This is a genomic window from Curtobacterium sp. MCPF17_011 (assembly GCF_003234145.1).
GTDB lineage: Bacteria > Actinomycetota > Actinomycetes > Actinomycetales > Microbacteriaceae > Curtobacterium.
This window is the reverse complement of sequence record NZ_QKSK01000007.1, coordinates 71,744-91,352: the sequence shown is the minus strand read 5'-3', so window position 1 is coordinate 91,352 and position 19,609 is coordinate 71,744. Positions and strand designations below refer to the sequence as shown.

At 69.9% G+C, this 19,609-nt stretch carries 22 protein-coding genes; 6 read left to right on the top strand and 16 right to left on the bottom strand.

Annotation, left to right across the window (positions count from 1 at the left end; genetic code table 11):
• The first annotated feature begins 58 nt into the window (after positions 1–58).
• Both DEJ25_RS10515 and DEJ25_RS10510 read left to right on the top strand, forming a co-directional pair.
• On the top strand, positions 59–670 hold the full coding sequence (locus tag DEJ25_RS10515; protein ID WP_111044639.1) for an HD domain-containing protein: 612 nt from the start codon (positions 59–61) through the stop codon (positions 668–670).
• 289 nt (positions 671–959) lie between these two features.
• Positions 960–1,247 (top strand): hypothetical protein, encoded by a 288-nt coding sequence (locus DEJ25_RS10510; protein WP_110903312.1) that lies wholly within the window; start codon positions 960–962, stop codon positions 1,245–1,247.
• Between the two features lie 122 nt (positions 1,248–1,369).
• On the opposite strand, the gene DEJ25_RS10505 is transcribed toward DEJ25_RS10510, so the two are convergent.
• Positions 1,370–1,711, bottom strand: coding sequence for a hypothetical protein (locus tag DEJ25_RS10505; RefSeq protein WP_110903392.1), 342 nt, complete (start codon positions 1,709–1,711; stop codon positions 1,370–1,372).
• 152 nt (positions 1,712–1,863) lie between these two features.
• Here DEJ25_RS10505 and DEJ25_RS10500 point away from each other — a divergent pair, with 152 nt between their 5' ends.
• Positions 1,864–2,328: a nucleotidyltransferase domain-containing protein gene (locus DEJ25_RS10500; protein ID WP_110903313.1), complete on the top strand. Its 465-nt coding sequence runs from the start codon at positions 1,864–1,866 to the stop codon at positions 2,326–2,328.
• Positions 2,325–2,705 carry a HepT-like ribonuclease domain-containing protein gene (locus DEJ25_RS16440; RefSeq protein ID WP_146240665.1) on the top strand — a complete coding sequence of 127 codons (381 nt, stop codon included), beginning with the start codon at positions 2,325–2,327 and terminating at the stop codon, positions 2,703–2,705. The genes DEJ25_RS10500 and DEJ25_RS16440 overlap by 4 nt, the downstream gene beginning before the upstream one ends.
• Before the next feature lie 16 nt (positions 2,706–2,721).
• On the opposite strand, the gene DEJ25_RS16710 is transcribed toward DEJ25_RS16440, so the two are convergent.
• From DEJ25_RS16710 to DEJ25_RS10470, 4 genes are all read right to left on the bottom strand, one after another.
• Positions 2,722–2,865: a hypothetical protein gene (locus DEJ25_RS16710; protein ID WP_181427413.1), complete on the bottom strand. Its 144-nt coding sequence runs from the start codon at positions 2,863–2,865 to the stop codon at positions 2,722–2,724.
• A 187-nt stretch (positions 2,866–3,052) separates the two neighbouring features.
• Positions 3,053–3,757: a TIGR02391 family protein gene (locus tag DEJ25_RS10485; RefSeq protein ID WP_110903316.1), complete on the bottom strand. Its 705-nt coding sequence runs from the start codon at positions 3,755–3,757 to the stop codon at positions 3,053–3,055.
• A 235-nt stretch (positions 3,758–3,992) separates the two neighbouring features.
• Positions 3,993–5,066, bottom strand: a complete 1,074-nt coding sequence (gene ychF / locus DEJ25_RS10480; RefSeq protein WP_111044638.1) for a redox-regulated ATPase YchF — start codon at positions 5,064–5,066, stop codon at positions 3,993–3,995.
• A 338-nt stretch (positions 5,067–5,404) separates the two neighbouring features.
• Entirely contained in the window at positions 5,405–5,665 is a 261-nt protein-coding gene (locus DEJ25_RS10470; RefSeq protein ID WP_111044636.1) for a hypothetical protein, read from the bottom strand.
• A 60-nt stretch (positions 5,666–5,725) separates the two neighbouring features.
• Between DEJ25_RS10470 and DEJ25_RS10465 the strand changes: the two genes are divergently transcribed.
• Both DEJ25_RS10465 and DEJ25_RS10460 read left to right on the top strand, forming a co-directional pair.
• The gene (locus DEJ25_RS10465) at positions 5,726–6,388 is read left to right on the top strand and encodes an exonuclease domain-containing protein (RefSeq protein ID WP_110903319.1); all 663 of its coding nucleotides are present in this window, start codon (positions 5,726–5,728) and stop codon (positions 6,386–6,388) included.
• Positions 6,389–6,493: 105 nt separating this feature from the next.
• Positions 6,494–7,252 (top strand): GntR family transcriptional regulator, encoded by a 759-nt coding sequence (locus tag DEJ25_RS10460; protein WP_111044635.1) that lies wholly within the window; start codon positions 6,494–6,496, stop codon positions 7,250–7,252.
• A gap of 15 nt (positions 7,253–7,267) precedes the next feature.
• Here DEJ25_RS10460 and DEJ25_RS10455 read toward each other — a convergent pair whose 3' ends face one another.
• From DEJ25_RS10455 to iolC, 11 genes are all read right to left on the bottom strand, one after another.
• On the bottom strand, positions 7,268–7,675 hold the full coding sequence (locus tag DEJ25_RS10455) for a tautomerase family protein (RefSeq protein ID WP_110903321.1): 408 nt from the start codon (positions 7,673–7,675) through the stop codon (positions 7,268–7,270).
• A gap of 160 nt (positions 7,676–7,835) precedes the next feature.
• Entirely contained in the window at positions 7,836–9,029 is a 1,194-nt protein-coding gene (locus DEJ25_RS10450; RefSeq protein ID WP_110903322.1) for a Gfo/Idh/MocA family protein, read from the bottom strand.
• A 10-nt stretch (positions 9,030–9,039) separates the two neighbouring features.
• Positions 9,040–10,152 carry a transaldolase family protein gene (locus tag DEJ25_RS10445; protein ID WP_111044634.1) on the bottom strand — a complete coding sequence of 371 codons (1,113 nt, stop codon included), beginning with the start codon at positions 10,150–10,152 and terminating at the stop codon, positions 9,040–9,042.
• The gene (locus DEJ25_RS10440; RefSeq protein WP_110903324.1) at positions 10,149–11,018 is read right to left on the bottom strand and encodes a sugar phosphate isomerase/epimerase family protein; all 870 of its coding nucleotides are present in this window, start codon (positions 11,016–11,018) and stop codon (positions 10,149–10,151) included. Before DEJ25_RS10440 ends, DEJ25_RS10445 begins: the two co-directional genes overlap by 4 nt.
• A gap of 3 nt (positions 11,019–11,021) precedes the next feature.
• Positions 11,022–12,083, bottom strand: a complete 1,062-nt coding sequence (locus DEJ25_RS10435) for a Gfo/Idh/MocA family protein (protein WP_111044633.1) — start codon at positions 12,081–12,083, stop codon at positions 11,022–11,024.
• A 55-nt stretch (positions 12,084–12,138) separates the two neighbouring features.
• Positions 12,139–13,092: a sugar phosphate isomerase/epimerase gene (locus DEJ25_RS10430; RefSeq protein WP_110903326.1), complete on the bottom strand. Its 954-nt coding sequence runs from the start codon at positions 13,090–13,092 to the stop codon at positions 12,139–12,141.
• A 33-nt stretch (positions 13,093–13,125) separates the two neighbouring features.
• Positions 13,126–15,015, bottom strand: a complete 1,890-nt coding sequence (gene iolD / locus DEJ25_RS10425) for a 3D-(3,5/4)-trihydroxycyclohexane-1,2-dione acylhydrolase (decyclizing) (protein WP_110903393.1) — start codon at positions 15,013–15,015, stop codon at positions 13,126–13,128.
• A gap of 35 nt (positions 15,016–15,050) precedes the next feature.
• Positions 15,051–15,944, bottom strand: a complete 894-nt coding sequence (iolB, locus tag DEJ25_RS10420) for a 5-deoxy-glucuronate isomerase (RefSeq protein ID WP_110903327.1) — start codon at positions 15,942–15,944, stop codon at positions 15,051–15,053.
• Between the two features lie 7 nt (positions 15,945–15,951).
• Positions 15,952–17,493 (bottom strand): CoA-acylating methylmalonate-semialdehyde dehydrogenase, encoded by a 1,542-nt coding sequence (locus DEJ25_RS10415; RefSeq protein ID WP_111044632.1) that lies wholly within the window; start codon positions 17,491–17,493, stop codon positions 15,952–15,954.
• Complete coding sequence (locus DEJ25_RS10410) at positions 17,490–18,479, bottom strand: class I fructose-bisphosphate aldolase (RefSeq protein ID WP_110903329.1); 990 nt, start codon at positions 18,477–18,479, stop codon at positions 17,490–17,492. The genes DEJ25_RS10415 and DEJ25_RS10410 overlap by 4 nt, the downstream gene beginning before the upstream one ends.
• Positions 18,472–19,509, bottom strand: coding sequence for a 5-dehydro-2-deoxygluconokinase (iolC, locus tag DEJ25_RS10405; RefSeq protein WP_111044631.1), 1,038 nt, complete (start codon positions 19,507–19,509; stop codon positions 18,472–18,474). Before iolC ends, DEJ25_RS10410 begins: the two co-directional genes overlap by 8 nt.
• Positions 19,510–19,609 lie beyond the last annotated feature (100 nt).

Genomic DNA, 19,609 nt, shown 5'->3' with positions numbered 1-19,609 from the left:
CCGGTTTCCCGCGTGTTACGCCTTCCGTCGGGGCCGCCGGGGCCACTAGCGTGCGGTCATGGCCCTCGACCTCGACGCACTGCTCGCTCCGCCGACGCCGACCGCGGCCCGGGCGCTGGACGTCGTCGGTGCCTGGTCGTCGCCGGCTCTCGTGCACCACTGCCTGCGGTCCTGGGCGTGGGCGACGCTCCTGGCGCCGACGATCGAACTCGCCCCGGACCCCGAGCTGCTCTTCGTCGCGACGATGCTCCACGACCTCGGTGTCACCCCGCACTTCGACGCCGTGCAGGTCCCCTTCGAGGTCGCTGGCGGCGCCGTGGGCAGTGTCTTCGCGATCGGCGCCGGCTGGCCCGCCGCACGCGCGCGGCGCGTCGGGGAGATCGTCGAGCGGCACATGTGGCCCGAGGTCGACCCGGACCTCGACGCCGAGGGGCACCTGCTCGAGGTCGCGACCTCGCTCGACGTCTCCGGCGTCGGCATGGAGCGCTGGGACCACGACGACCTCCGCACCGTGACCGCCGCCCTCCCCCGTCTCGGCTTCTCCGACGACTTCCACGAGCTCGTGCACGACCAGGCGGGTCGGAAGCCTGAGTCGGCAGCTGCCCGGCTGGACCACTCCGGGAACGTGCTGGCCGGTGGCCAGCGGTGGGCGAGCCTCCTGGCCGGTTGAGGCGCAACGGTGTGCCGGGCGGTCCGGTGACGGTCGGGCGGACTGGACAAGTCCTGCTCTCGTGCGTAGAGTGTCTTCCTGGTGCATTGCAGCGAACCCATCTGACTCGCGCACACCGACCGTCTCGAACCGATCCCCCTGGGTCGCATTCCAGCGAGACCACCGCTCCCCGACTGGCGAGCACTTGCACGTCGAATGCCGACGTGCGCGTCCGCGCTCCTGCGGCCGACGAGACCAATGAGTCCGTCCGGCCCCGCGCGACGCCGAACGACTGAAGAAAGACAGCACCATGACCACGAACGAACGCACCATCATCACCGGGACCGCCATCGCGGCTCCCACCGTCTCCCCCGACCGCATCGCCGAGTTCCCCGTCCGCGAGGACCGCTCGCAGCGCGAGTTCCTCGTGCGCATGCCGGCCGACGACCTCGGGCTGTTCCTCACGCCCGGCGTCCGCGTCGCCGTCGACGGCGAAGCGGGCTGGGTCGTCCCGGGCCGCTCCTGGCGCGGCGAGGCCAGCCGGACCATCCTGCAGGCGCGCGCCGTGCAGGCGCCGGAACTGGCCCTGGCCGCCTGACACCCGCGCACACCGGAACGCCGTCCCTTCGGGGGCGGCGTTCCGTCGTTCCGGGCGAAGGCCCCGGCTCTGGCCCTGGCACCGGCCCTGGCCCTGGCCCTGGCCGGGACCCCGGTTGCGCCCTACCTCGCCTGGTCGCCCTCGGCCGCGCCGACGAACCGTCGGCCACCATCAGCGTTCACCGGCTGCTGCCCGCCGCACTGGTCCGCCGCGTCCCGCAGCCGACGGATGAACGTCGGGTCCTCCGGTTCGAGTTCGTCGTCCGGTGCCTGACGCACCACGATCTCGCTCGACGGTCCGACGAGCATCGTCGTCCGCTCGACCGCCCCGTCCTCGCCGACCGTCGGCACCGCGATCGTGTCCGTGCGGGTGTTCGCCCCGAGCACCGCCGCGTAGTCCGCGACCGCGTCCGCGATCAGGTCCCCCGTCAGGATGTCCGTGCCGTCGTAGTGGATGTACTTCACGATGTGACCTCCCTCGTCCTGACGGTAGGCACCGGGGTGCAGCAGACAGCACAGGATCGGGCGGGAGGCGCGGGCGATGGACAACTCGTGACCTGCGCAGCCGTTGAACGGCCAGAGCCCGACGTCTATAGTCGGTGGCTATAGGAGGAGCCATGCGCCTGGACCACGCCGCAGACCTGATCCGCCTCGCACGTGAGGACATCGGCATGACGCAGACCGCGCTTGCGCGCGCCGCGGGCATGCAGCAGCCGACCATCTCCGCCTACGAGGCCGGCCGGAAGCAGCCGCGCGCTGAGTCGTTCGAGCGCATCATGGCAGCGGCGCAGACCAGGCCGAGCATCCCGCTCACTGTTTACGCGGACGAGATCAGATCCGCTGCAAGTCAGCACCGGCTGCGCGATGTCCGGGTCTTCGGGTCGGCGGTTCGGGGAACGGACACTGCGAGCAGTGACATCGACCTCCTCGTCACCACGGAAGAAGGAGCCGACCTTTTCGATCTCGGCGGCTTCGTCTCGGTGGTCGAAGACATCACCGGTTTCCCCGTCGACGTACTCACCGAGGAGCAGCTCGACGACGAGCACTTCGCGCACGTCCGCGACGACGCGGTGCCTCTGTGAGCGACGAAGCGGAGCGCTTCAGCCCGCGCCCACGAATTGTCCCTGGCGGCGGAGTCGACCGCTGGCCCGGGCTCGAAGCCGCACTCCTCGATCTCTTGGCCGAGTGTTCATCGATCGTCGAACATGGGCGAGCCGTGTTCGAAGCGCCCAGGAGCCTGACCTACCGCGCTGCCGAAGCCGTCGTCATCCACTTCGACGATCTGCTCGGACGACTTCCGGAAGACCGCCTCGGCCGCCTTCCCGGCGGACTGTCTCTCGCTGCCGTGCGTCGGACGCGGAACATCCTGTCGCACGACTACCGGGCGGCGCAGAAGTCGATCATCTGGGACGTCGTCGAACAACGAATCCCAGCGGTGATCGCGGCACTGGTGGAATGACGCGCGTCGACCGACCTCAGAGCACCTCACCGGTGGGGTAGAGCACCCACGGGCCGGGACCGGTCTCGGGGCAGTGCTCGTCCATCACCCGCTTCACCACGTCGTAGTCCGCGGGAGCACGCCGGTACATCAGCGCGACGAGGTCCACTTCGGTCCCCACGCGACCGTCCGGCCAGCGCGCGTCGTAGTGGATCGCACGCCTCGGCCGACGGAGCCACCGTGATGTCCGGATCTCCGCGACGGCGCGGAAGACCGTCGGGAGCTCCTCCGACAGCGGAACCGGTCCGCCTGCTGCTCCATCGTCCCCCATGCCCGCGATCTTAGGACGGAGATGCGGACCAGCCGACTCAGTTGTCGAAGCGGAACTCCACCGCGACCTCCGCGCGCTCGATCCAGCGCGACAGCAGGCTGAAACCTGCCAACGCCTCCATCGATTCTGTCTCTCCGAACTGGTGCACTTCTGCTCCGACGTGATTGATCGTGTTCCGAACCGCAGAGTAGAGCCCACGGCCAAGCAGTGACGCACCGACGTGCACATCCTTGAACAGGTCAGGGTTCGACCGGTCCACGAGCCGAAGACGGGGTCGACCCTCCGCGGGCTCCTCGGTGCTGAACGCCTCCTGCAGAAGCTTCGCTTCCCCGATGTCCTTCCGCCCCATCTTCTTCTGAAGCCGGCTGTTCACGTTGACGCCCGCGGCCCATACCGCGGCGTCGAAGTTGCCACTCGACCAGTGCGACTTCGCGGCGTCCCACACCCACGGGTGCATGCTCTCGCCTGAATACGCCGGCGGTGGTTCGTCCAGCCCCAGCCGGCGGCGCACTTCATCGCCCTCGATCAGCTCCCATCGGAGTTTCGTCGCGAGGTCGCGGTTCAACCAGTGCGGCGCCTTCTCGTAGACCGCTTGCGCGATCAGGGAGACGACGTGCCCGGCCTCTTTGATCTGGCGCTCGCTGCCACGAAACCGCGACTTCTTGTTGGGCCGCTGCTCCTCGACCGGCAGGGAACCCGCTCGGTCAGGCTCAGGTAGTTCTCCAGCTGTTCGAGCGCCCACTCCACGTCCACGGGGAGGAGGCTACTGGGAGCCACCGTCAGCGCGATGCCGGCCAGCCGGCGACGGCGTCCGGGCACCGTGTCCTGGATGCTCGTCACCCGACCGGCCGGCACCCGCGTAGGTCATGGCGTCACCGTATCGGTCCGTCGTGCTGTCGGGGTGACCGTGACGAGGAGCACACGTGAGCTTCGCGATCAACTTCCTCGCGTGGCGGCGGTCGCGACAGCCGTGGCGGTCAGTTGTTGAAGCGGAACTCCACCACGTCGCCGTCCTGCATGACGTACTCCTTGCCCTCGATGCGGGCCTTGCCCTGCGCACGAGCCTCGGCGATGGAGCCGGTGGCGATGAGGTCGTCGAACGAGATGACCTCGGCCTTGATGAAGCCCTTCTCGAAGTCCGTGTGGATGACGCCGGCAGCCTGGGGAGCCTTCCACCCCTTGCCGATCGTCCATGCACGGGCTTCCTTCGGCCCCGCCGTCAGGTAGGTCTGCAGTCCGAGGGTCTCGAACCCGATGCGGGCGAGCTGGTCGAGGCCGGACTCGGTCTGACCGGTCGATTCCAGGAGCTCCTTGGCGTCCTCGGGGTCGAGGTCGATGAGTTCGGACTCGACCTGGGCGTCGAGGAACACGGCGTGCGCGGGGGCGACGAGCGCGGACAACTCGGCCTTCCGCGACTCGTCCGTCAGGATCGCCTCGTCAACGTTGAAGACGAAGATGAACGGCTTGGCGCTGAGGAGCCCGAGCTCCTTGATCGGCTCGAGGTCGATCGAGGTCGCGGAGAGGAGCACGCCCTTCTCGAGCTCGGCCTTCGCGGCGTTCGCCGCCTCGAGGACGGCGGGCTCGGCCTGCTTGAGCTTGAGCAGCTTCTCGTACCGCGGGAGCGCCTTGTCGATGGTCTCCATGTCGGCGAGGATCAGCTCGGTGTTGATGACCTCGAGGTCGTCCTTCGGGGAGACCTTGTTCGCCACGTGCACGACGTCGTCGTCGGTGAACCCGCGGACGACCTGCGCGATGGCGTCGGCTTCGCGGATGTTGGCGAGGAACTTGTTGCCGAGCCCCTCCCCCTCGCTCGCACCCTTGACGATGCCGGCGATGTCGACGAACGACACCGGCGCGGGCACGGTCTTCTCAGAGTGGAACAGCTCGGCGAGCTGGTCGAGACGCGGGTCGGGGAGGTTCACCACGCCGACGTTGGGCTCGATGGTGGCGAACGGGTAGTTGGCCGCGAGCACCTGGTTCTTGGTCAGGGCGTTGAACAGGGTCGACTTGCCGACGTTCGGGAGACCGACGATTCCGATGGTGAGAGCCACGGGAGCACAGCCTACCGGCGGCGGCCTGTCGGGGCCGACCCCAGCCTCCCGTCCGTCTCCCTCGTCCCCGCGCGCACGGCGTGCTCGACGACGGCCAGGGCCTCGGCCTGGAGGCGCTGCGACGCCCGCCAGTCGCCGGGCGCCTCGAGTCGGTGATCGGCTCCGTCGACGGTCCGGAGGCGCGCCCGAGTCCCTCGCACCAGTTCCGGTCGCCAGACGGGATCCACCGAACCGCCGAGTGCGGTGTGCGCGTCGTCCGCTGCGGCGAGCGCGGCACGCACCGCTTCGTGGGTGAGGACCGGCGTCAGCCAGACGCCGGGGACGCCCTCACCGATCGCCTAGGGCAGGGCGGCGCAGCCGAACGACTTGGCGACGACGAGGTCCGGCCGTCGTCCGGCGAGCGCGGTCGTCAGCGCCTGCTGCACGAAACGGACCGGTTCGGCCTCGGCGACGTCGTCCACGGCCCATCGGGGTGCGACGACCTCGCAGTCGGCTTGCCGGGCGATGGCGTCCGTCCACCAGAGCAGGGGCGCCTGCTGGCCGTACCCGGCGCCCGCGAGGACCAGGACGAGCGGGGTGCGCTGCGGCGGGTTCTCCATGTCTTCAGGGTAGGAGCGGACATGCCCCCTCGACGCACCACGCCGCGTCCGGTTCCGGTGATGTCGGTTCTCCGTGCAACGATCGAAGGCGTGCTGAACTTCACCGCCATCGACTTCGAGACCGCGAACAACTCGCCCGCCAGCGCGTGTTCGGTCGGACTCGTGAAGGTGCGCGGCGGTCGGGTCGTCGATCGGGCCTCGTGGTTCATCCGTCCGCCGGCCGGGCACGACGACTTCCTCGAGTGGAACACGCGCATCCACGGGATCGTCGCGTCGGACGTCGTGCACGCGAAGTCGTGGGAGCAGCAGTACCCGGACCTGGTCGCGTTCGCCGAGGGGGACGTGCTGGTCGCGCACAACGCCCGTTTCGACATGGGCGTCATCGCCGGCGGTTGTGCGGCGACGGGGATCGAACTGGCCGAGCACCACTCGATGTGCTCGCTGCAGGTCGCCCGCAAGACCTACACCCTCGACTCGTACCGTCTGCCGATGGCGGCGATGGCCGCCGGGTTCTCGGGCTTCCAGCACCACGACGCCGCCGCTGACGCCGAAGCCTGCGCCGCGATCGTCGTGCACGCTGCCGGTCACCACGGGGTGCCGACGGTCGAGGCCCTCGGTGCCGTCACCCGGGTGACGATCAACCCGGTGCGCGCCCGAGTCGAGAAGCCGAAGTCCGCAGTGCAGCCCCGGCTGTCCCGCCGTCCGATGGTCTTCTCCGACTGACGCGGCCCAGCCGGCCGGTCCTGGCCGCGCCACGCCCGGTGGTATTGTCACGACAATCTGCCCGGCGCTGGTGCTCGGGCCCGTTCTCCCCTGCGAAGGACCGCGATGACCAACGATGGCCAGCTGCCGTCCGACCTGTTCATGGACCTGGACCGGTCGGGTCCGATGCCCCTGTACCACCAGGTCGCCTCACGGATCGAGGAGTCGATCCGCTCCGGCGCGATGCCGCCCGGCGCTCGTCTCGAGAACGAGATCGCCCTCGGCGAGCGCCTCGGCCTGTCCCGCCCGACCATCCGACGTGCCATCCAGGACCTCGTCGACAAGGGGCTGCTCGTCCGCCGACGTGGCATCGGCACGCAGGTCGTGCACGGACCGGTCACCCGCAAGGTCGAGCTGACCAGCCTGTACGACGACCTGACGCAGGGGTCGCAGCAACCGACGACGAAGCTCCTCGACCGCAGCGACGTCCCGGCGACCCAGGCCGTGGCCGAGGCCCTCGGCGTCGAGGTCGGGGCGAGCGTCGTGCACGTCCTCCGCGTCCGGTTCGCCGAGGACGTGCCGATGGCGGTGCTCGAGAACTACCTGCCGCCCGAGTTCGCGGACATCACCGATGAGGACCTCCGCGCCCACGGGCTCTACCAGCTGCTGCGGTCCCGCGGGGTGACGATGCGGGTCGCGAAGCAGCGGATCGGTGCCCGTGCGGCGACCGACGACGAGGCTGGTCTGCTCGAGATCGAGGACGGCGACCCCGTGCTGGCCATGAGCCGGACGGCGTACGACGCCTCGGGTCGAGCAGTCGAGTACGGCGTGCACTGCTACCGGCCGGACCGGTACTCGTTCGAGGTCACGCTCGTCGACAAGTAAGACCTGGCAGGCAGGTCAGCTCGCGCTGGGGACCCCGAGTTCTCCAGTCAGGTACTGGGCGCGACCGAAGCCGAACGACCAGTCCTGGGGACCGTTCTCGACGTAGCCGATGAAGACGTCCTCGGAGGCGACGCCCACTCCGGCGAGCGCGTCGTGGATCGCGGCGTAGAGCGCCTGCTTCGCGTCGTCGGACCGCCCACGCTGGGTGAAGACCTGGATCATGACGACGCCCTCGGTGCGTTCGAAACCGAGGCCGGCGTCCTGCGCGATGATCTGCGTCGCCGGGTGTTCGGTGATGACCTGGAAGCGGTCTCGCTCCGGGATCCCGTAGGCGTCGACGATCGCGCGGTGGGTGGCGTCGGCGATCGCGCGGACGGCTTCCGGGGTGCGACCGGTGGCGAGGTCGATTCGGACGAGCGGCATGGTGCCTCCTGCTGGTGATGACTTTGTCAGGACATACTATCGCCCAGCCGCTGTGGTGGCGACCCGCGGGCGTCGTGCGTCACCCCATGACGGACGGGAGGCGCGTCACCACCTGGTGACGCGCCTCCTGTCCGGGTCGTGGTCGGTGGACCCGCCGGGATCAGAACACCGGTGTCGGCGCGTCCGCGGTGAGCAGTCCGTCGATGCGTGCCACCTCGTGCCAGGCCCCGTCGACGAGCGAGGCCTCCGCCGCTTCCACGATCGACGCTGCTGCCAGCCCGTCCGCCACCGACGGCGCGAGTTGGCGGCCGCTCCGGACGCTCGCCAGGAACTGCGCCGCCTCGATCGTCTTGAGGTCGTCGTACCCCATCGCGGTCCCGGCACCCGGTTGGAAGCGGGCGAACTCGCCGTCCCCGGGCGCGACGTACACGGTCGTGTAGCCGTGCGTCTCCTGCCCGTCGAGGCAGACCTGCAGTTCGTTCATCCGCTGGAAGTCCCAGCGGATCGACCCGGCGGTGCCGTAGACCTCGATCGTGTACTCGGCGTGCGGACCGCGCATCACCCGGCTGGAGTCCATCGTCCCGACCGCACCGTCGTCGAAGCGGAAGAGCAGGGCGGCGTAGTCCTCGTTCTCGACCGACCTGCGGTCACCCGTCGCGGCGGCGCTGCGGTCGACGATCCCGGCGCCGGGCAGCGGCCGCTCCGTGATGAACGTCTCGGCGAGTGCGGTGACGCTCGCGATCCGGCCGACGAGGTACTGCGCCAGGTCCAGGCCGTGCGACAGCAGGTCACCGAGCACGCCGGACCCCGCTCGGTCGCGCTCGAAGCGCCAGGTCAGCGGGGCCGCCGGGTCGGACGAGTAGTCGGCGAGCAGGGAGCCGCGGACGTTCGTGATCCGGCCGAGCCTCCCGCTGCGGACGAGCTCACGCGCCCGCTCCACCGCGGGTGCGTGCCGGTAGTTGAACCCCACGCTCGTCACCACCCCCGCCCGTTGCACGGCGTCGTGGATGTCGCGGGAGTCGCTGGCGTACCGGCCCATCGGCTTCTCGATCCAGAACGGCTTGCCCGCCGCAGCCGCCGCGACCGCCATCTCGCGGTGCAGGAAGTTCGGGGAGCAGATCGAGACGACGTCGACCTCCGGGTCTGTGAGGACCTCGTGCCAGTCGGCGACAGCGCGCTCGTAGCCGAGCCGTTCCGTGGCCTGCTCCCGCGCCGCAGGCACCGGGTCGGCCGCGACCACCAGGCGCGGACGGACTCCGAGTTCCGGGAAGTGGTCCGGCAGCGCTCGGTAGGCGCGGGAGTGCAGGCGTCCCATCCACCCCACCGAGATGAGCCCGACCCCGACCGCGTACATCGTCGACGACCTAGGCGGCCGGGACGATGATGTCGCGCACGAGGGCGTCGAGCTGCGCATCGGCGTCGAGGAACTGGCGGAGCGTCGTGACCGTCGCGCCGAACCGGTCGAACTCGTCGATGGTCATGCCGTCGACGTCGTGACCACGGGCGAACTCCGGCGTCGCACGGCGGAGGGCCTCGACGATGTGTGCCGGTACGTCGTCGTCGATCGCGTCCGGACGGAACGGGAACGCGTTGTCGTTGATGTCCTTCGTCCACTGGAACGGCGGCGACACGACGAGGTCACCGCCCTGGAACTCGGACCACTGCAGTGCGTTCCGGAAGGCCGCGACGAGGACCCGGGATCGGAAGCCGCGCTCCTGGAACACCCGGTACGCGTTCTTCACCGCGGCGACCCCGGCCCACTCGAGGTACCCCGGGTCGATCATCACGTGGTCGCGCTTGACGACGGTCTTCAGCCAGTCGTCGAACCGACCGGCCATCAGGGTGACGACGTGCCCGAACTCCTGCTCGGGCAGACCGTCGGCCGCCCGGCGGTCCAACGCCCGCTCGATCGCCTCGCCGACCGCGACGACCTGCGCCACCGTGAACGACACGGTCGCGTTGATCGAGACGCCCCGGTACGCCGCTTCCTCGATGGCCGCGATGCCGACCTTCGTCGCCGGGATCTTCACGATGATGTTCGGCGCGAGGCCGGAGAAGCGCACGGCCTGCTCGACGAGGGCGTCCCGGTCTCGGTGCAGGCGCGGGTCGGTCTGCATGCTGAGCCGGCCGTTGCGACCGCCCGATGCCTCGAACGCCGGCAGCAGCTGCGCGGCAGCGTTGACCGAGAGCTCCTCGACCGCCATCCACCCGAGTGCGGACTCCCCCGCGGTCGGGTGTTCCTCGGCGAGCTGTCGGATGCGCGGGACCCAGACCTCCGGGTCCTGCCTGATGCACGTGTAGGCGATGACCGGGTTGCAGGTCGCCCCGACCGCTCCGTACTCGGAGATCGCGGTCGCGAGCTCGTGCGGGTCGGCGGAGTCGTTCCACAGCGCAGTGGGCGTTTGCTCCGTCGCCTGCAGGGTGACCGGGCGGACGTCGACCACAGCCGCGTCCTGGGCCTCGAGCGTGCTCGTCATCGGTGGAGTCCCTTCGTGATCTGGTCGAGCTGGAACCGCGACACCGCGTCGGCGTTCTCGTCCTCGGCGAAGACGCTCGACACCGCGACGGTGTCGTCGCGGCCGGAGAAGCCCACGCGGTCGAGCGCGCGCCAGAACGCGTCGAAGTCGACGTCGCCCTGCCCGACCGGCAGGTGCTGGTGCACCCGGACCGGGTTCCCGGGCGGGTTCGTGATGTAGCGGAGGCCGTGCGAGCGACGGTGGTCGTACGCATCCGCCACGTGGATGAGTTGGAGGGAGTCACCGGCGGCGTCGATGACCGCGTCCATGTCCCCGCCGTAGTGGAAGGTGTGGCAGGCGACGTAGACGAAGCCGACGTTCTTCGAGTTCAGCCCGCGGATCACCCGGAGTGCTTCGAGACCGTCCTCGACGAAGTCGTCGGGGTGCGGGTCGATGAGCACCCGGAGGTCCGCGTCCTCGATGATCGGCAGGAGCTCCTCCATCGCCCAGTAGAACTGTGCCTCGGACTCCTCGGCACGTTCGGGTCGGCCGGAGAACTCGGTGTTGATGGTGTCCACGCCGAGCCGCTTGGTGATCTCGATGACGCGCTTCCACTGCTTGACGGCGGTCTCCCGCGTCTCCCGGTCGGGCCCGGACCAGCGGAGCACCGGCAGCACCGACGCCACCTGGACGCCGGCGTCGACGCAGGCTGCCGCGAACGCGTCGACGAGGTCGTCGTCCGCCTTCGGGTGCCGGTGGAACGGGATGAAGTCGCGGTGCGGGGTCAGCTGCAGGTACTCGTAGCCCAGCTCGGCGACCTTCCGGGGGAACTCGAGCAGGTCGAGGTCGTGGTGGAACGGGGTCGGATCGAGGGCGATCTTCGGCACGGGCTACGCTCCCGCGAGGACGTCGGCCGGTGCGGCAGCCGCGTCGTAGAACGCCGGCTTGACCACCGCGTACTCCACGGGCTCGGTTGCGCCGGACTGCTGCGCGCGGACGGCGACCTCGGCGACGACGGATGCCGTGTAGCCGTCCCAGGCGCTCGGCCCGTCGATGCCGCCGTCGCGAGCGGCATCGACCCAGCGCTGCACCTCTTCGTCGTAGGCCGCCGCGAACCGTTCCTTGAACGACGGCGTGACGCCCTGACCAGAGACCCCGGCGGACACGATCGTCTGCGAGGTGTCGCGCCCGATGTAGGCGACACCGGACTCGAACACGGCGTCGGTGGTGACCTGGTACCCGAACTGGGCGTTGACGTTGATCTCGACGATCGCCATCGTCCCCGACTCGGTCGTGAACAGCACGAACTGCGGCTCGGGCAGGTCGGCCGGTGCCAGCGAGTTCTTCCGCGGCTTCTTGACCTCGACGCTCGTGATCGCTTCGCCCGTGAGGAACGGGATGATGTCGATCTCGTGGATCACCGAGTCGTGGATGAGCATCGACTCGCTGAAGTTCGGTGGCGTGGTCGGGTTGCGGTGGGCGTGGTGCAGCGCGAGCAGAGCCCCGTTCGCGCCCGACTCCCGCAGCGCCTTGAGCTCCTGGTACCCGGCGTCGAACCGTCGCATGAACCCGACCTGGATCGTCGGACGGCTGGCGTGTTCCTGCTCGAGCTGCACGATGCGCAGGCTGTCCTCGGCGCTGGTCGTCAGCGGCTTCTCACAGAGCACGGCGAGACCGCGCTCGAGAGCGGTCACGAGGATGGGCTCGTGCAGGAAACCGGGGGTCGCGATGATGACACCGTCGATGTCGGTGGAGTCGAGGGCTTCCTCGAACGAGGCCGCGGTGATCGAACCCGGGGCCAGCGCAGCAGCGGCGGCGGCCCGGGACGCGTCCGGCTCGACGACCGCGACGACGTCGGCGTTCGAGATCTTCGCGGTGATGCGTCGGACGTGGTCCGCGCCCATCATGCCCGCGCCGACGACGGCGACGCGGAGGTTCTGCGTGGTGCTCATGGCTGTCTTCCTCTGTGTGGTGGACGTGGTCGTGGTGACGGTGGCGTTCGCGACGTCAGTCGGTCCGCGCGGCCGCGGTCGAACCGAAGATGTGCTGGAAGGTGCGCTCGGCGATCGGCCCCGGGGCGTCGACGGAGCAGCCGTACATGTCCTGCTCGACGATGCCGAACACCTCGGGGTTGATGCGGGCGACGGCCTCGATGATCGGCGCGAGCGCCGGGGTACCGTGCGGCGGCTCGGTCATGATGCCCTGCGACACCGCGGTGGCGAACGGCACGTCGTTCTTCAGCACGTCGAACAGCAGATCGGTGTCGACCTGCTTGAGGTGCAGGTACCCGATGCGGTCCGGGTGCTCGGCGATGAGCTTCAGGTTGTCGCCGCCGTAGTAGGCGAAGTGGCCCGTGTCGAGGCACAGGTTCGTGTACCGCTGGTCGGTGACCTCCAGGAAGCGCACGGTCTCCTTGAACGTCCCGACGTGGCTGTCCGCGTGCGTGTGGAACTGCTGGTGGACACCGAACTCCTCGAGCAGCGCCTTGCCGAGTCGGTCGTGCCCCGTGCCCAGGCGCTCCCACTGCTCGTCGCTGAGCGTCCGGGGCTCGAGGACCTCCTCGGTGGCGTCCGAGCGCCACAGGTCCGGGATCGTCACGAGGTGTTCCGCCCCGAGGGCCGCTGCGAGTCCGGCGACAGCGACCGCCTGGTCCCAGGCACGCTGGAACTGGTCGTCGCCCTTGTGGAACCCGGTGAAGACGGTGCCGGCCGACAGCTGCAGGCCTCGGGACTCGAGCTCGTCGGACAGCTGCGCCGGGTCGGTCGGCAGGTAGCCGTACGGGCCGAGTTCGATCCACCGGTACCCGGCGGCCGCGGCCTCGTCGAGGAAGCGCTGCCACGGCACCTGGTTCGGGTCGTCCGGGAACCAGACGCCCCAGGAGTCGGGAGCGGTGCCGATGCGGATGCCGGCGGTGGTGGTGTCCTCGTCGGGGACCCCGGTGGGGGTGGCGGTGTCGGTCATGACGTCGCTGTCGCTTTCTGTCTCGGATCGGTTTCAGCCGAGCAGCGGACGCTGCGCGGCGACCTGCTGCTCGTACTCGGCGCGGGCGGCCTGCGTGCTGGGGAGCGTGGAGGTCTGTGCGACCGGCACGTCCCACCAGCCGTCGCCGTCCGGCGCGTACACGAGCGGGTCGGAGTTGATGTGCACGAGCGTGGTGTGCTGGTTCGCCTTCGCCTGGCGGAGCGCTGCGGTGAGGTCGGCGATGCTGTCCGGTCCGGGCTGCACCTCGATCACGTCGACGCCGTAGGACCGGGCGTTCGCAGCGAGGTCGACGGGCAACGGCTCGCCGTTGTCGAACGACTGCGTCTCGTCCAGGTAGCGGTACTTCGTGCCGTACCGCTCCGACCCCACGGTCTCCGACAGGTGGCCGATCGAGGCGTACCCGTGGTTCTGGATGAGCACCACGATGATCTTGATGCCCTCGGCGACGGCGGTCACGAGCTCCGTGTGCAGCATCAGGTACGAGCCGTCACCGACCATCACGATGGCATCGCGGTCCGGTGCTGCGCGGCGGACACCGATGCCGCCGGCGATCTCGTAGCCCATGCACGAGAAGGCGTACTCGACGTGGTAGCCGAGGGCGTCGCGGACCCGCCAGAGCTTGTGCAGGTCGCCGGGCAGCGACCCGGCGGCCTGGATGACGACGTCACGCGGATCGCTGGCAGCCTGGACGGCGCCGATGATCTCGGCCTGCCCGGGCAGATCGGCGCCGGACGGGGCGAACGCCTCGTCGACGATGGCGTCCCACTCGCGCTTCCGGTCCCGGACCTCGGCGACGTAGCCGGCGTCGACCGCGTACGACGAGTCGGCGGTGAGGGCCGCGGTCAACGCGACCAGGGCCTCCCGGGCGTCCGCGATCACCGGCAGCTGCGTGCCGTGCTTGTAGGCGTCGAAGGACGCCACGTTGACGTTGACGAAGGTGACGTCGGGGTCCTGGAAGGCCGTGCGGGACGCCGTGGTGAAGTCGCTGTACCGCGTCCCGATCCCGATGACCACGTCGGCCTGCGCGGCGACGGCGTTCGCGGCGGCCGTGCCGGTGGCCCCGATGCCGCCGAGGTACTGCGGGTGGTCCCAGACCAGGGATCCACCTCCGGCCTGCGAGGTGCCCACCGGGATGCCCGTGGCCTCGACGAAGCGACGGAGCTCGTCCTCGGCGCCGGAGTAGAGGACCCCACCACCGGCGACGATGACCGGACGCTTCGCCTGTCGGATCGCGGCGACGGCACGCGCCAACGGACCGGTCTCCGGGATCGGACGCCGGATGTGCCACTCGCGGGGCTGCAGGAACGCGACGGGGACGTCGAGTTGTTCGGCCTGGACGTCCTCCGGCAGGGCGATCGTCACCGCACCGGTCTCGGCCGGGTCGGTGAGGACCCGCATGGCCTGGAGCGCGATCGAGAAGAGCTGCTCCGGTCGGACCACCCGGTCGAAGAAGCGCGAGAGCGGACGGAACGCGTCGGTCACCTGGATCGACGTGTCGTGGGGCATCTCGATCTGCTGCAGCACCGGGTCGGTCGTCCGCGTGGCGAAGGTGTCCGAGGGCAGCAGCAGTGCCGGCAGCCGGTTCGTCGTGGCGAGCGCGGCGGCGGTGAGCATGTTCGCAGCGCCCGGCCCGACCGACGCCGTCGACGCGAAGGTCGCACGACGGCGGTGCATCCGGGCGAACCCGACGGCCTCGTGCACCATCGCCTGCTCGTTGCGGGCCTGGTGGTACGGCAGCAGTCCGGGCTGCTCGACGTGCAGCTGCTTGATCGCCTGGCCGAGGCCGGCGACGTTGCCGTGACCGAAGATCCCGAAGACCCCCGGGATCGTGCGCTCGCGGACGTCACCGTCCACCGTCCACTGGTTCGCCAGGAACTCGACGAGCGCCTGGCCGACGGTCATGCGGCGCGTCGGTCCGGGCTGGCGCTGTGTCGTGGTCACACGTCCTCCTTCAGGTAGGGCAGGCGGGGGTCGAGCGACTCGGACTCCCAGAGCTGACGGACCCACCCGTGGGCGGGGTCGTCGGTGATGTTCCAGACGCGTTCCGGGCCGGGCCCGGCCATCACGTTGAGGTAGTACATGTCGTAGCCCGGGGCGGCGACGGCGGGTCCGTGCCAGCCGTACGGCACGAGTGCGATGTCGCCCGTGCGGACCTGCCGGAACTCGTCGATCGGCCGGTCGTCCGAGGCCGAGGTCCGGTGCAGCGCGAACGGGTCGGCGGCGTCGGGAGCGACGTGCTCGGAGCCACGGGCGACGGCGGACTCGTAGTAGTAGATCTCCTCGAGCTCGGACTCCTGCCCGGGCCGTTCGGTGTCGTGCTTGTGCGCCGGCCACGACGACCAGTTGCCCGCGGGCGTGATCACCTCGCACACGATCAGCCGTGCGGCGTCGAGCGCCGCCGGGGTCCCGAAGTTGTGGACCTGGCGGCTCGACTGCCCGGCACCACGGAGTTCGACGGGCACGTCCTGCCGCGGGATGTACACCGTCGGCTCGACCACGTCGGTGGGGGCCTCGGCGACCGCGAGTCGGCCGGTGCCGGTGATCACCGCGGCGGTCCCCGAGCCGAGGTAGAGGACGTCCGTGGGGCCCTCGAAGACGCTCGTGCGACCCTCGAGCTGCTGCACGGCGTCGCCATGGGTCACGGTGAAGCTGCCGGCGAGCGGCACGACGATCCGTTCGACCGGGGCGGAGTCCAGCCGCAGCGAGCCACCGTCCGTCAGAGTCCCGGTCCGGAGGCCGGTGTGCGCCCACCCCGGCACCCGGCCGTCGACCACGTCGGTCCAGCCGTCTTCCGGCCGGCTGCCCCGCGGGTTGAACCAGTTGTCGGTCATCGTCGGATCAGCCGTTCGAGGGGAAGCCGAGGTTGATGCCGCCGTGCGAGGGGTCGAGCCACCGGGAGGTGATCGCCTTCTGCCGCGTGAAGAAGCTGACGCCGTCCGCGCCGTAGGCCTTGTGGTCGCCGAACAGCGAGTTCTTCCACCCGCCGAACGAGTAGTAGGCCACCGGCACCGGGATCGGCACGTTGATGCCGATCATGCCCACCTGCACGTCCCGCTGGAAGCGCCGGGCGGCGCCGCCGTCGTTCGTGAAGATCGCGGTGCCGTTGCCGAAGGCGCCCGAGTTGATGAGCTCCAGGCCCTCTTCGTAGGTGGCGACCCGGACGACGGCGAGCACCGGACCGAAGATCTCCTCGGTGTAGACGCGGCTCGAGGTCGGCACCTCGTCGATGAGGGTCGGGCCGAGCCAGAAGCCGTTCTCGTCGCCGTCCGGACGGACGGTGCGGCCGTCCACCACGATGACCGCACCGTCCTGCTCTGCGACCTCGATGTACGAGGCGACCTTGTCCCGGTGCTGCTCGGTGACGAGTGGTCCCATGTCGCAGCCGCGGCGGCCGTCACCGATGCGCAGCGTGGCGGCGCGCTCGGCGATCTTCGCGACGAGCTCGTCGGCGACGGGCTCCACCGCGACGACGACGGAGATCGCCATGCAGCGCTCCCCCGCTGAACCGAAGCCCGCGTTGATGGCGTTGTCCGCGACCAGGTCGAGGTCAGCGTCCGGCAGCACCAGCATGTGGTTCTTCGCGCCGCCGAGGGCCTGCACACGCTTGCCGTGCTTCGTCCCGGTCTCGTAGACGTACTGCGCGATCGGGGTCGAACCGACGAAGGAGATCGACTCGACGTCGGAACTGGTCAGGAGTCCGTCGACCGCGACCTTGTCACCGTTCAGGACCGTGAACACCCCGGGCGGCAGTCCGGCCTCGGTGAACTTCGACGCCAGCCAGATGGCCGCGGACGGGTCCTTCTCGCTCGGCTTCAGCACGACGGTGTTGCCGGCGGCGATGGCGATCGGCAGGAACCAGAGCGGCACCATCGCCGGGAAGTTGAACGGGCTGATGATCCCCACGACACCGAGTGGCTGTCGGATCGAGTACACGTCGATGCCGGTCGACACCTGGTCGGAGAACTCGCCCTTGAGCAGCTGCGGGATGCTCGTCGCCAGCTCGACGACCTCTTGCCCGCGGGCGATCTCGCCCAGCGCGTCGAACACGACCTTGCCGTGCTCGCTCGTGATGATCTCGGCGAGCTCGGCCTTGTCGCGGTTCAGGATCTCGCGGAACGAGAACATGATCTGCTGGCGCTTCGTCAGCGACAGCTCACTCCAAGCGGGGAAGGCGGCCTTCGCGCTGGCGATCGCCGTCTGGATCTCCTGCTCGTCTGCGAGGGCGACCTGCTTCGTCACGACTCCGAGGGCGGGGTCGTAGACCGGCGCGGTGCGTCCGGACGTGGACGCGACGTGCGCGCCGTCGATCCAGTGCCCGACGACCGGGCTGTCGGTGCTGGTGGAGTCGGACACGGTCGTGGTGGATCCCGTGGTGGTCATGCGTTGCTTCCTTCCGAGACGGGCTCGTTGATGCTCGCGGAACCGACGGGCCCCGCAGAGGAGTCATGGGGATCTGTGGAGAGATCCGTGTGCTGGGTCCCGCTGTGGACGAGCCCTGCGGCCACGTCGACCGCTCCCGCCACGTCGCCGTCCGACGGGTAGAGGAGCGTCCTGCCGACGACCAGGCCGCGGACGCCCGGCAGCGCGAGGGCATCGGCCCACTTCGCGTAGGTCTCGAGCGGACGGGCCGACGGGTCACCGCCGAGCAGGAGCGTCGGCAGCGTCGTCGCGGCCATCACCCGCTCCATGTCGTCGACGACCGGGATCTTCAGCCAGCTGTAGGCGCTCGACTCGCCGAGGCCCGCGGCGATCGCCATCGAGGTGATCACCGCCTCCGCCGACAGGTCGTTCACGACGGCGCCGTCACGACGGTCGGACATGAACGGCTCCAGCATGATCGGCAGGCGGCGTGCGGCCGACTCCGTCACGGCCTTCGCGGTGGCCTCCAACGTCGGGGCGGTGCCGGCGTCCGACAGGGCCACGCGGATGAGCAGCTTCGCGAAGTCGAACCCGGAGTCCGCGATCGATGCTGCCGAGTACGCCGTGTAGCGGTCGTCCATCTCGAAGGTCGCTCCCCGGAGTCCTCCGCGGTTCATCGACCCGACGACCACCTTGTCGTCGAGTGCCCCGAGGAGCGCCAGGTCCTCCAGGATGTCGGGGGTCCCGAGCACCCCGTCGACGCCGGGGCGGCCGAGGGCCACGACGAGGCGTTCGAGCAGGTCGTAGCGGTCCGCCATCGCGGCCGGGTCGTCCCGCACCGCGAGCGCGCCACGGGCGGGGTGGTCCGCTGCCACGATGAAGAGCTTGCCGTCCTCGCCCAGGAGGGGGCGCCTCCGTCGCGACGCGAGCACCGAGGCGATCCGCTCGGGGTGACCGGCGCGCGTGTCACGCAGGCGGTCGAAGTCGGAAGTGGTCAGCTCAGGCACGGAGAGCCTCCTCGGTGCTGGTTCCCTCGGTGTTGCTTCCCTCGGTCGCCGTGCCCTGCGTCGGGTTGCTCCGCAGGAAGGCGTCGATCTCGTCGCTCGTCGGCATCGCCGTCGAGCACTCGAACCGGGTCGCGACGATCGCACCGGCCGCGTTCGCGAACGACAGGATCCGTTCGAGCCCCCAGCCCTGCAGCAGCCCGTGGGTGAGCGCGCCCCCGAAACCGTCGCCCGAGCCGAGCCCGTTGACGACGTCGACGTGGTGCGGACGGACCTCGACGAACTCGTCACGGGTCTTCGCCAGGACGCCCTTCGGCCCCTGCTTGACGATCGCGATCTCGACCCCGCGCTCCAGCAGGGCGTCGGCCGCGCGCACCGGGTCGGTCTCACCGACGGCGACCTCGCACTCCTCGCGGTTGCCGACCGCGACGGTGGCGTGCTCGAGGGCGACGGAGACCTCCCGCGTGGCGGCGGCCGGGGTCGACCAGAACATCGACCGGTAGTCGAGGTCCAGGACGGTGTGCACCTTCGTGGTGTGCTCGGACGCGCTCCGTGCCGCGTACGCGACGTGGTGCGCGGTCCGGCTCGGTTCTTCGCTGAGTCCGGTGACGGTTGTCCAGAACACCCGCGCCCGCTCGATCTCGTGCAGCGGCAGGCTCTTCGCGGTGATCATCAGGTCCGGCGCCTTGGGCGCACGGTAGAAGTAGAGCGGGAAGTCGTCCGGCGGGAACACCTCGCAGAACGCGACCGGTGTGTTCAGGCCGTCGACCGTGGCGACGAAGTCGTTGGCGACGCCGAACTCGGGCAGCGTGCGGGCGATGTACCGGCCGAACGGGTCGTCACCGGTGCGGGTGATGACGGCGGTGTCCGCGCCGTGCCGGGCCGCCGCGATCGCGACGTTCGTGGCGCTGCCACCCACTGACTTCGAGAACGTCTCGACGTCTTCGAGGGGGCCGGTCTGCTGCGGGTAGATGTCGACGCTGACGCGTCCCATCGTGATCACGTCGTAGGCGTGCGGTGCTTCGATCGTCATGCGACAGCAGGACCTTCCGTGCGGCTTCATCGTCGGACGAGCACGACTGTACACGACCCTTGGCCTAATGTCATGACATAGGTTGCGATCCACGTCGCCG

Bases quoted from the DNA above. Each gene is read 5' to 3' on its own strand.
- DEJ25_RS10515 (WP_111044639.1), top strand. From the start codon at position 59: ATGGCCCTCGACCTCGACGCACTGCTCGCTCCGCCGACGCCGACCGCG.
- DEJ25_RS10510 (WP_110903312.1), top strand. From the start codon at position 960: ATGACCACGAACGAACGCACCATCATCACCGGGACCGCCATCGCGGCT.
- DEJ25_RS10500 (WP_110903313.1), top strand. From the start codon at position 1,864: ATGCGCCTGGACCACGCCGCAGACCTGATCCGCCTCGCACGTGAGGAC.
- DEJ25_RS10470 (WP_111044636.1), bottom strand. From the start codon at position 5,665: ATGGAGAACCCGCCGCAGCGCACCCCGCTCGTCCTGGTCCTCGCGGGC.
- DEJ25_RS10465 (WP_110903319.1), top strand. From the start codon at position 5,726: ATGTCGGTTCTCCGTGCAACGATCGAAGGCGTGCTGAACTTCACCGCC.
- DEJ25_RS10460 (WP_111044635.1), top strand. From the start codon at position 6,494: ATGACCAACGATGGCCAGCTGCCGTCCGACCTGTTCATGGACCTGGAC.
- DEJ25_RS10455 (WP_110903321.1), bottom strand. From the start codon at position 7,675: ATGCCGCTCGTCCGAATCGACCTCGCCACCGGTCGCACCCCGGAAGCC.
- DEJ25_RS10450 (WP_110903322.1), bottom strand. From the start codon at position 9,029: ATGTACGCGGTCGGGGTCGGGCTCATCTCGGTGGGGTGGATGGGACGC.
- DEJ25_RS10445 (WP_111044634.1), bottom strand. From the start codon at position 10,152: ATGACGAGCACGCTCGAGGCCCAGGACGCGGCTGTGGTCGACGTCCGC.
- DEJ25_RS10435 (WP_111044633.1), bottom strand. From the start codon at position 12,083: ATGAGCACCACGCAGAACCTCCGCGTCGCCGTCGTCGGCGCGGGCATG.
- DEJ25_RS10430 (WP_110903326.1), bottom strand. From the start codon at position 13,092: ATGACCGACACCGCCACCCCCACCGGGGTCCCCGACGAGGACACCACC.
- iolD (WP_110903393.1), bottom strand. From the start codon at position 15,015: ATGACCGTCGGCCAGGCGCTCGTCGAGTTCCTGGCGAACCAGTGGACG.
- iolB (WP_110903327.1), bottom strand. From the start codon at position 15,944: ATGACCGACAACTGGTTCAACCCGCGGGGCAGCCGGCCGGAAGACGGC.
- DEJ25_RS10415 (WP_111044632.1), bottom strand. From the start codon at position 17,493: ATGACCACCACGGGATCCACCACGACCGTGTCCGACTCCACCAGCACC.
- iolC (WP_111044631.1), bottom strand. From the start codon at position 19,509: ATGACGATCGAAGCACCGCACGCCTACGACGTGATCACGATGGGACGC.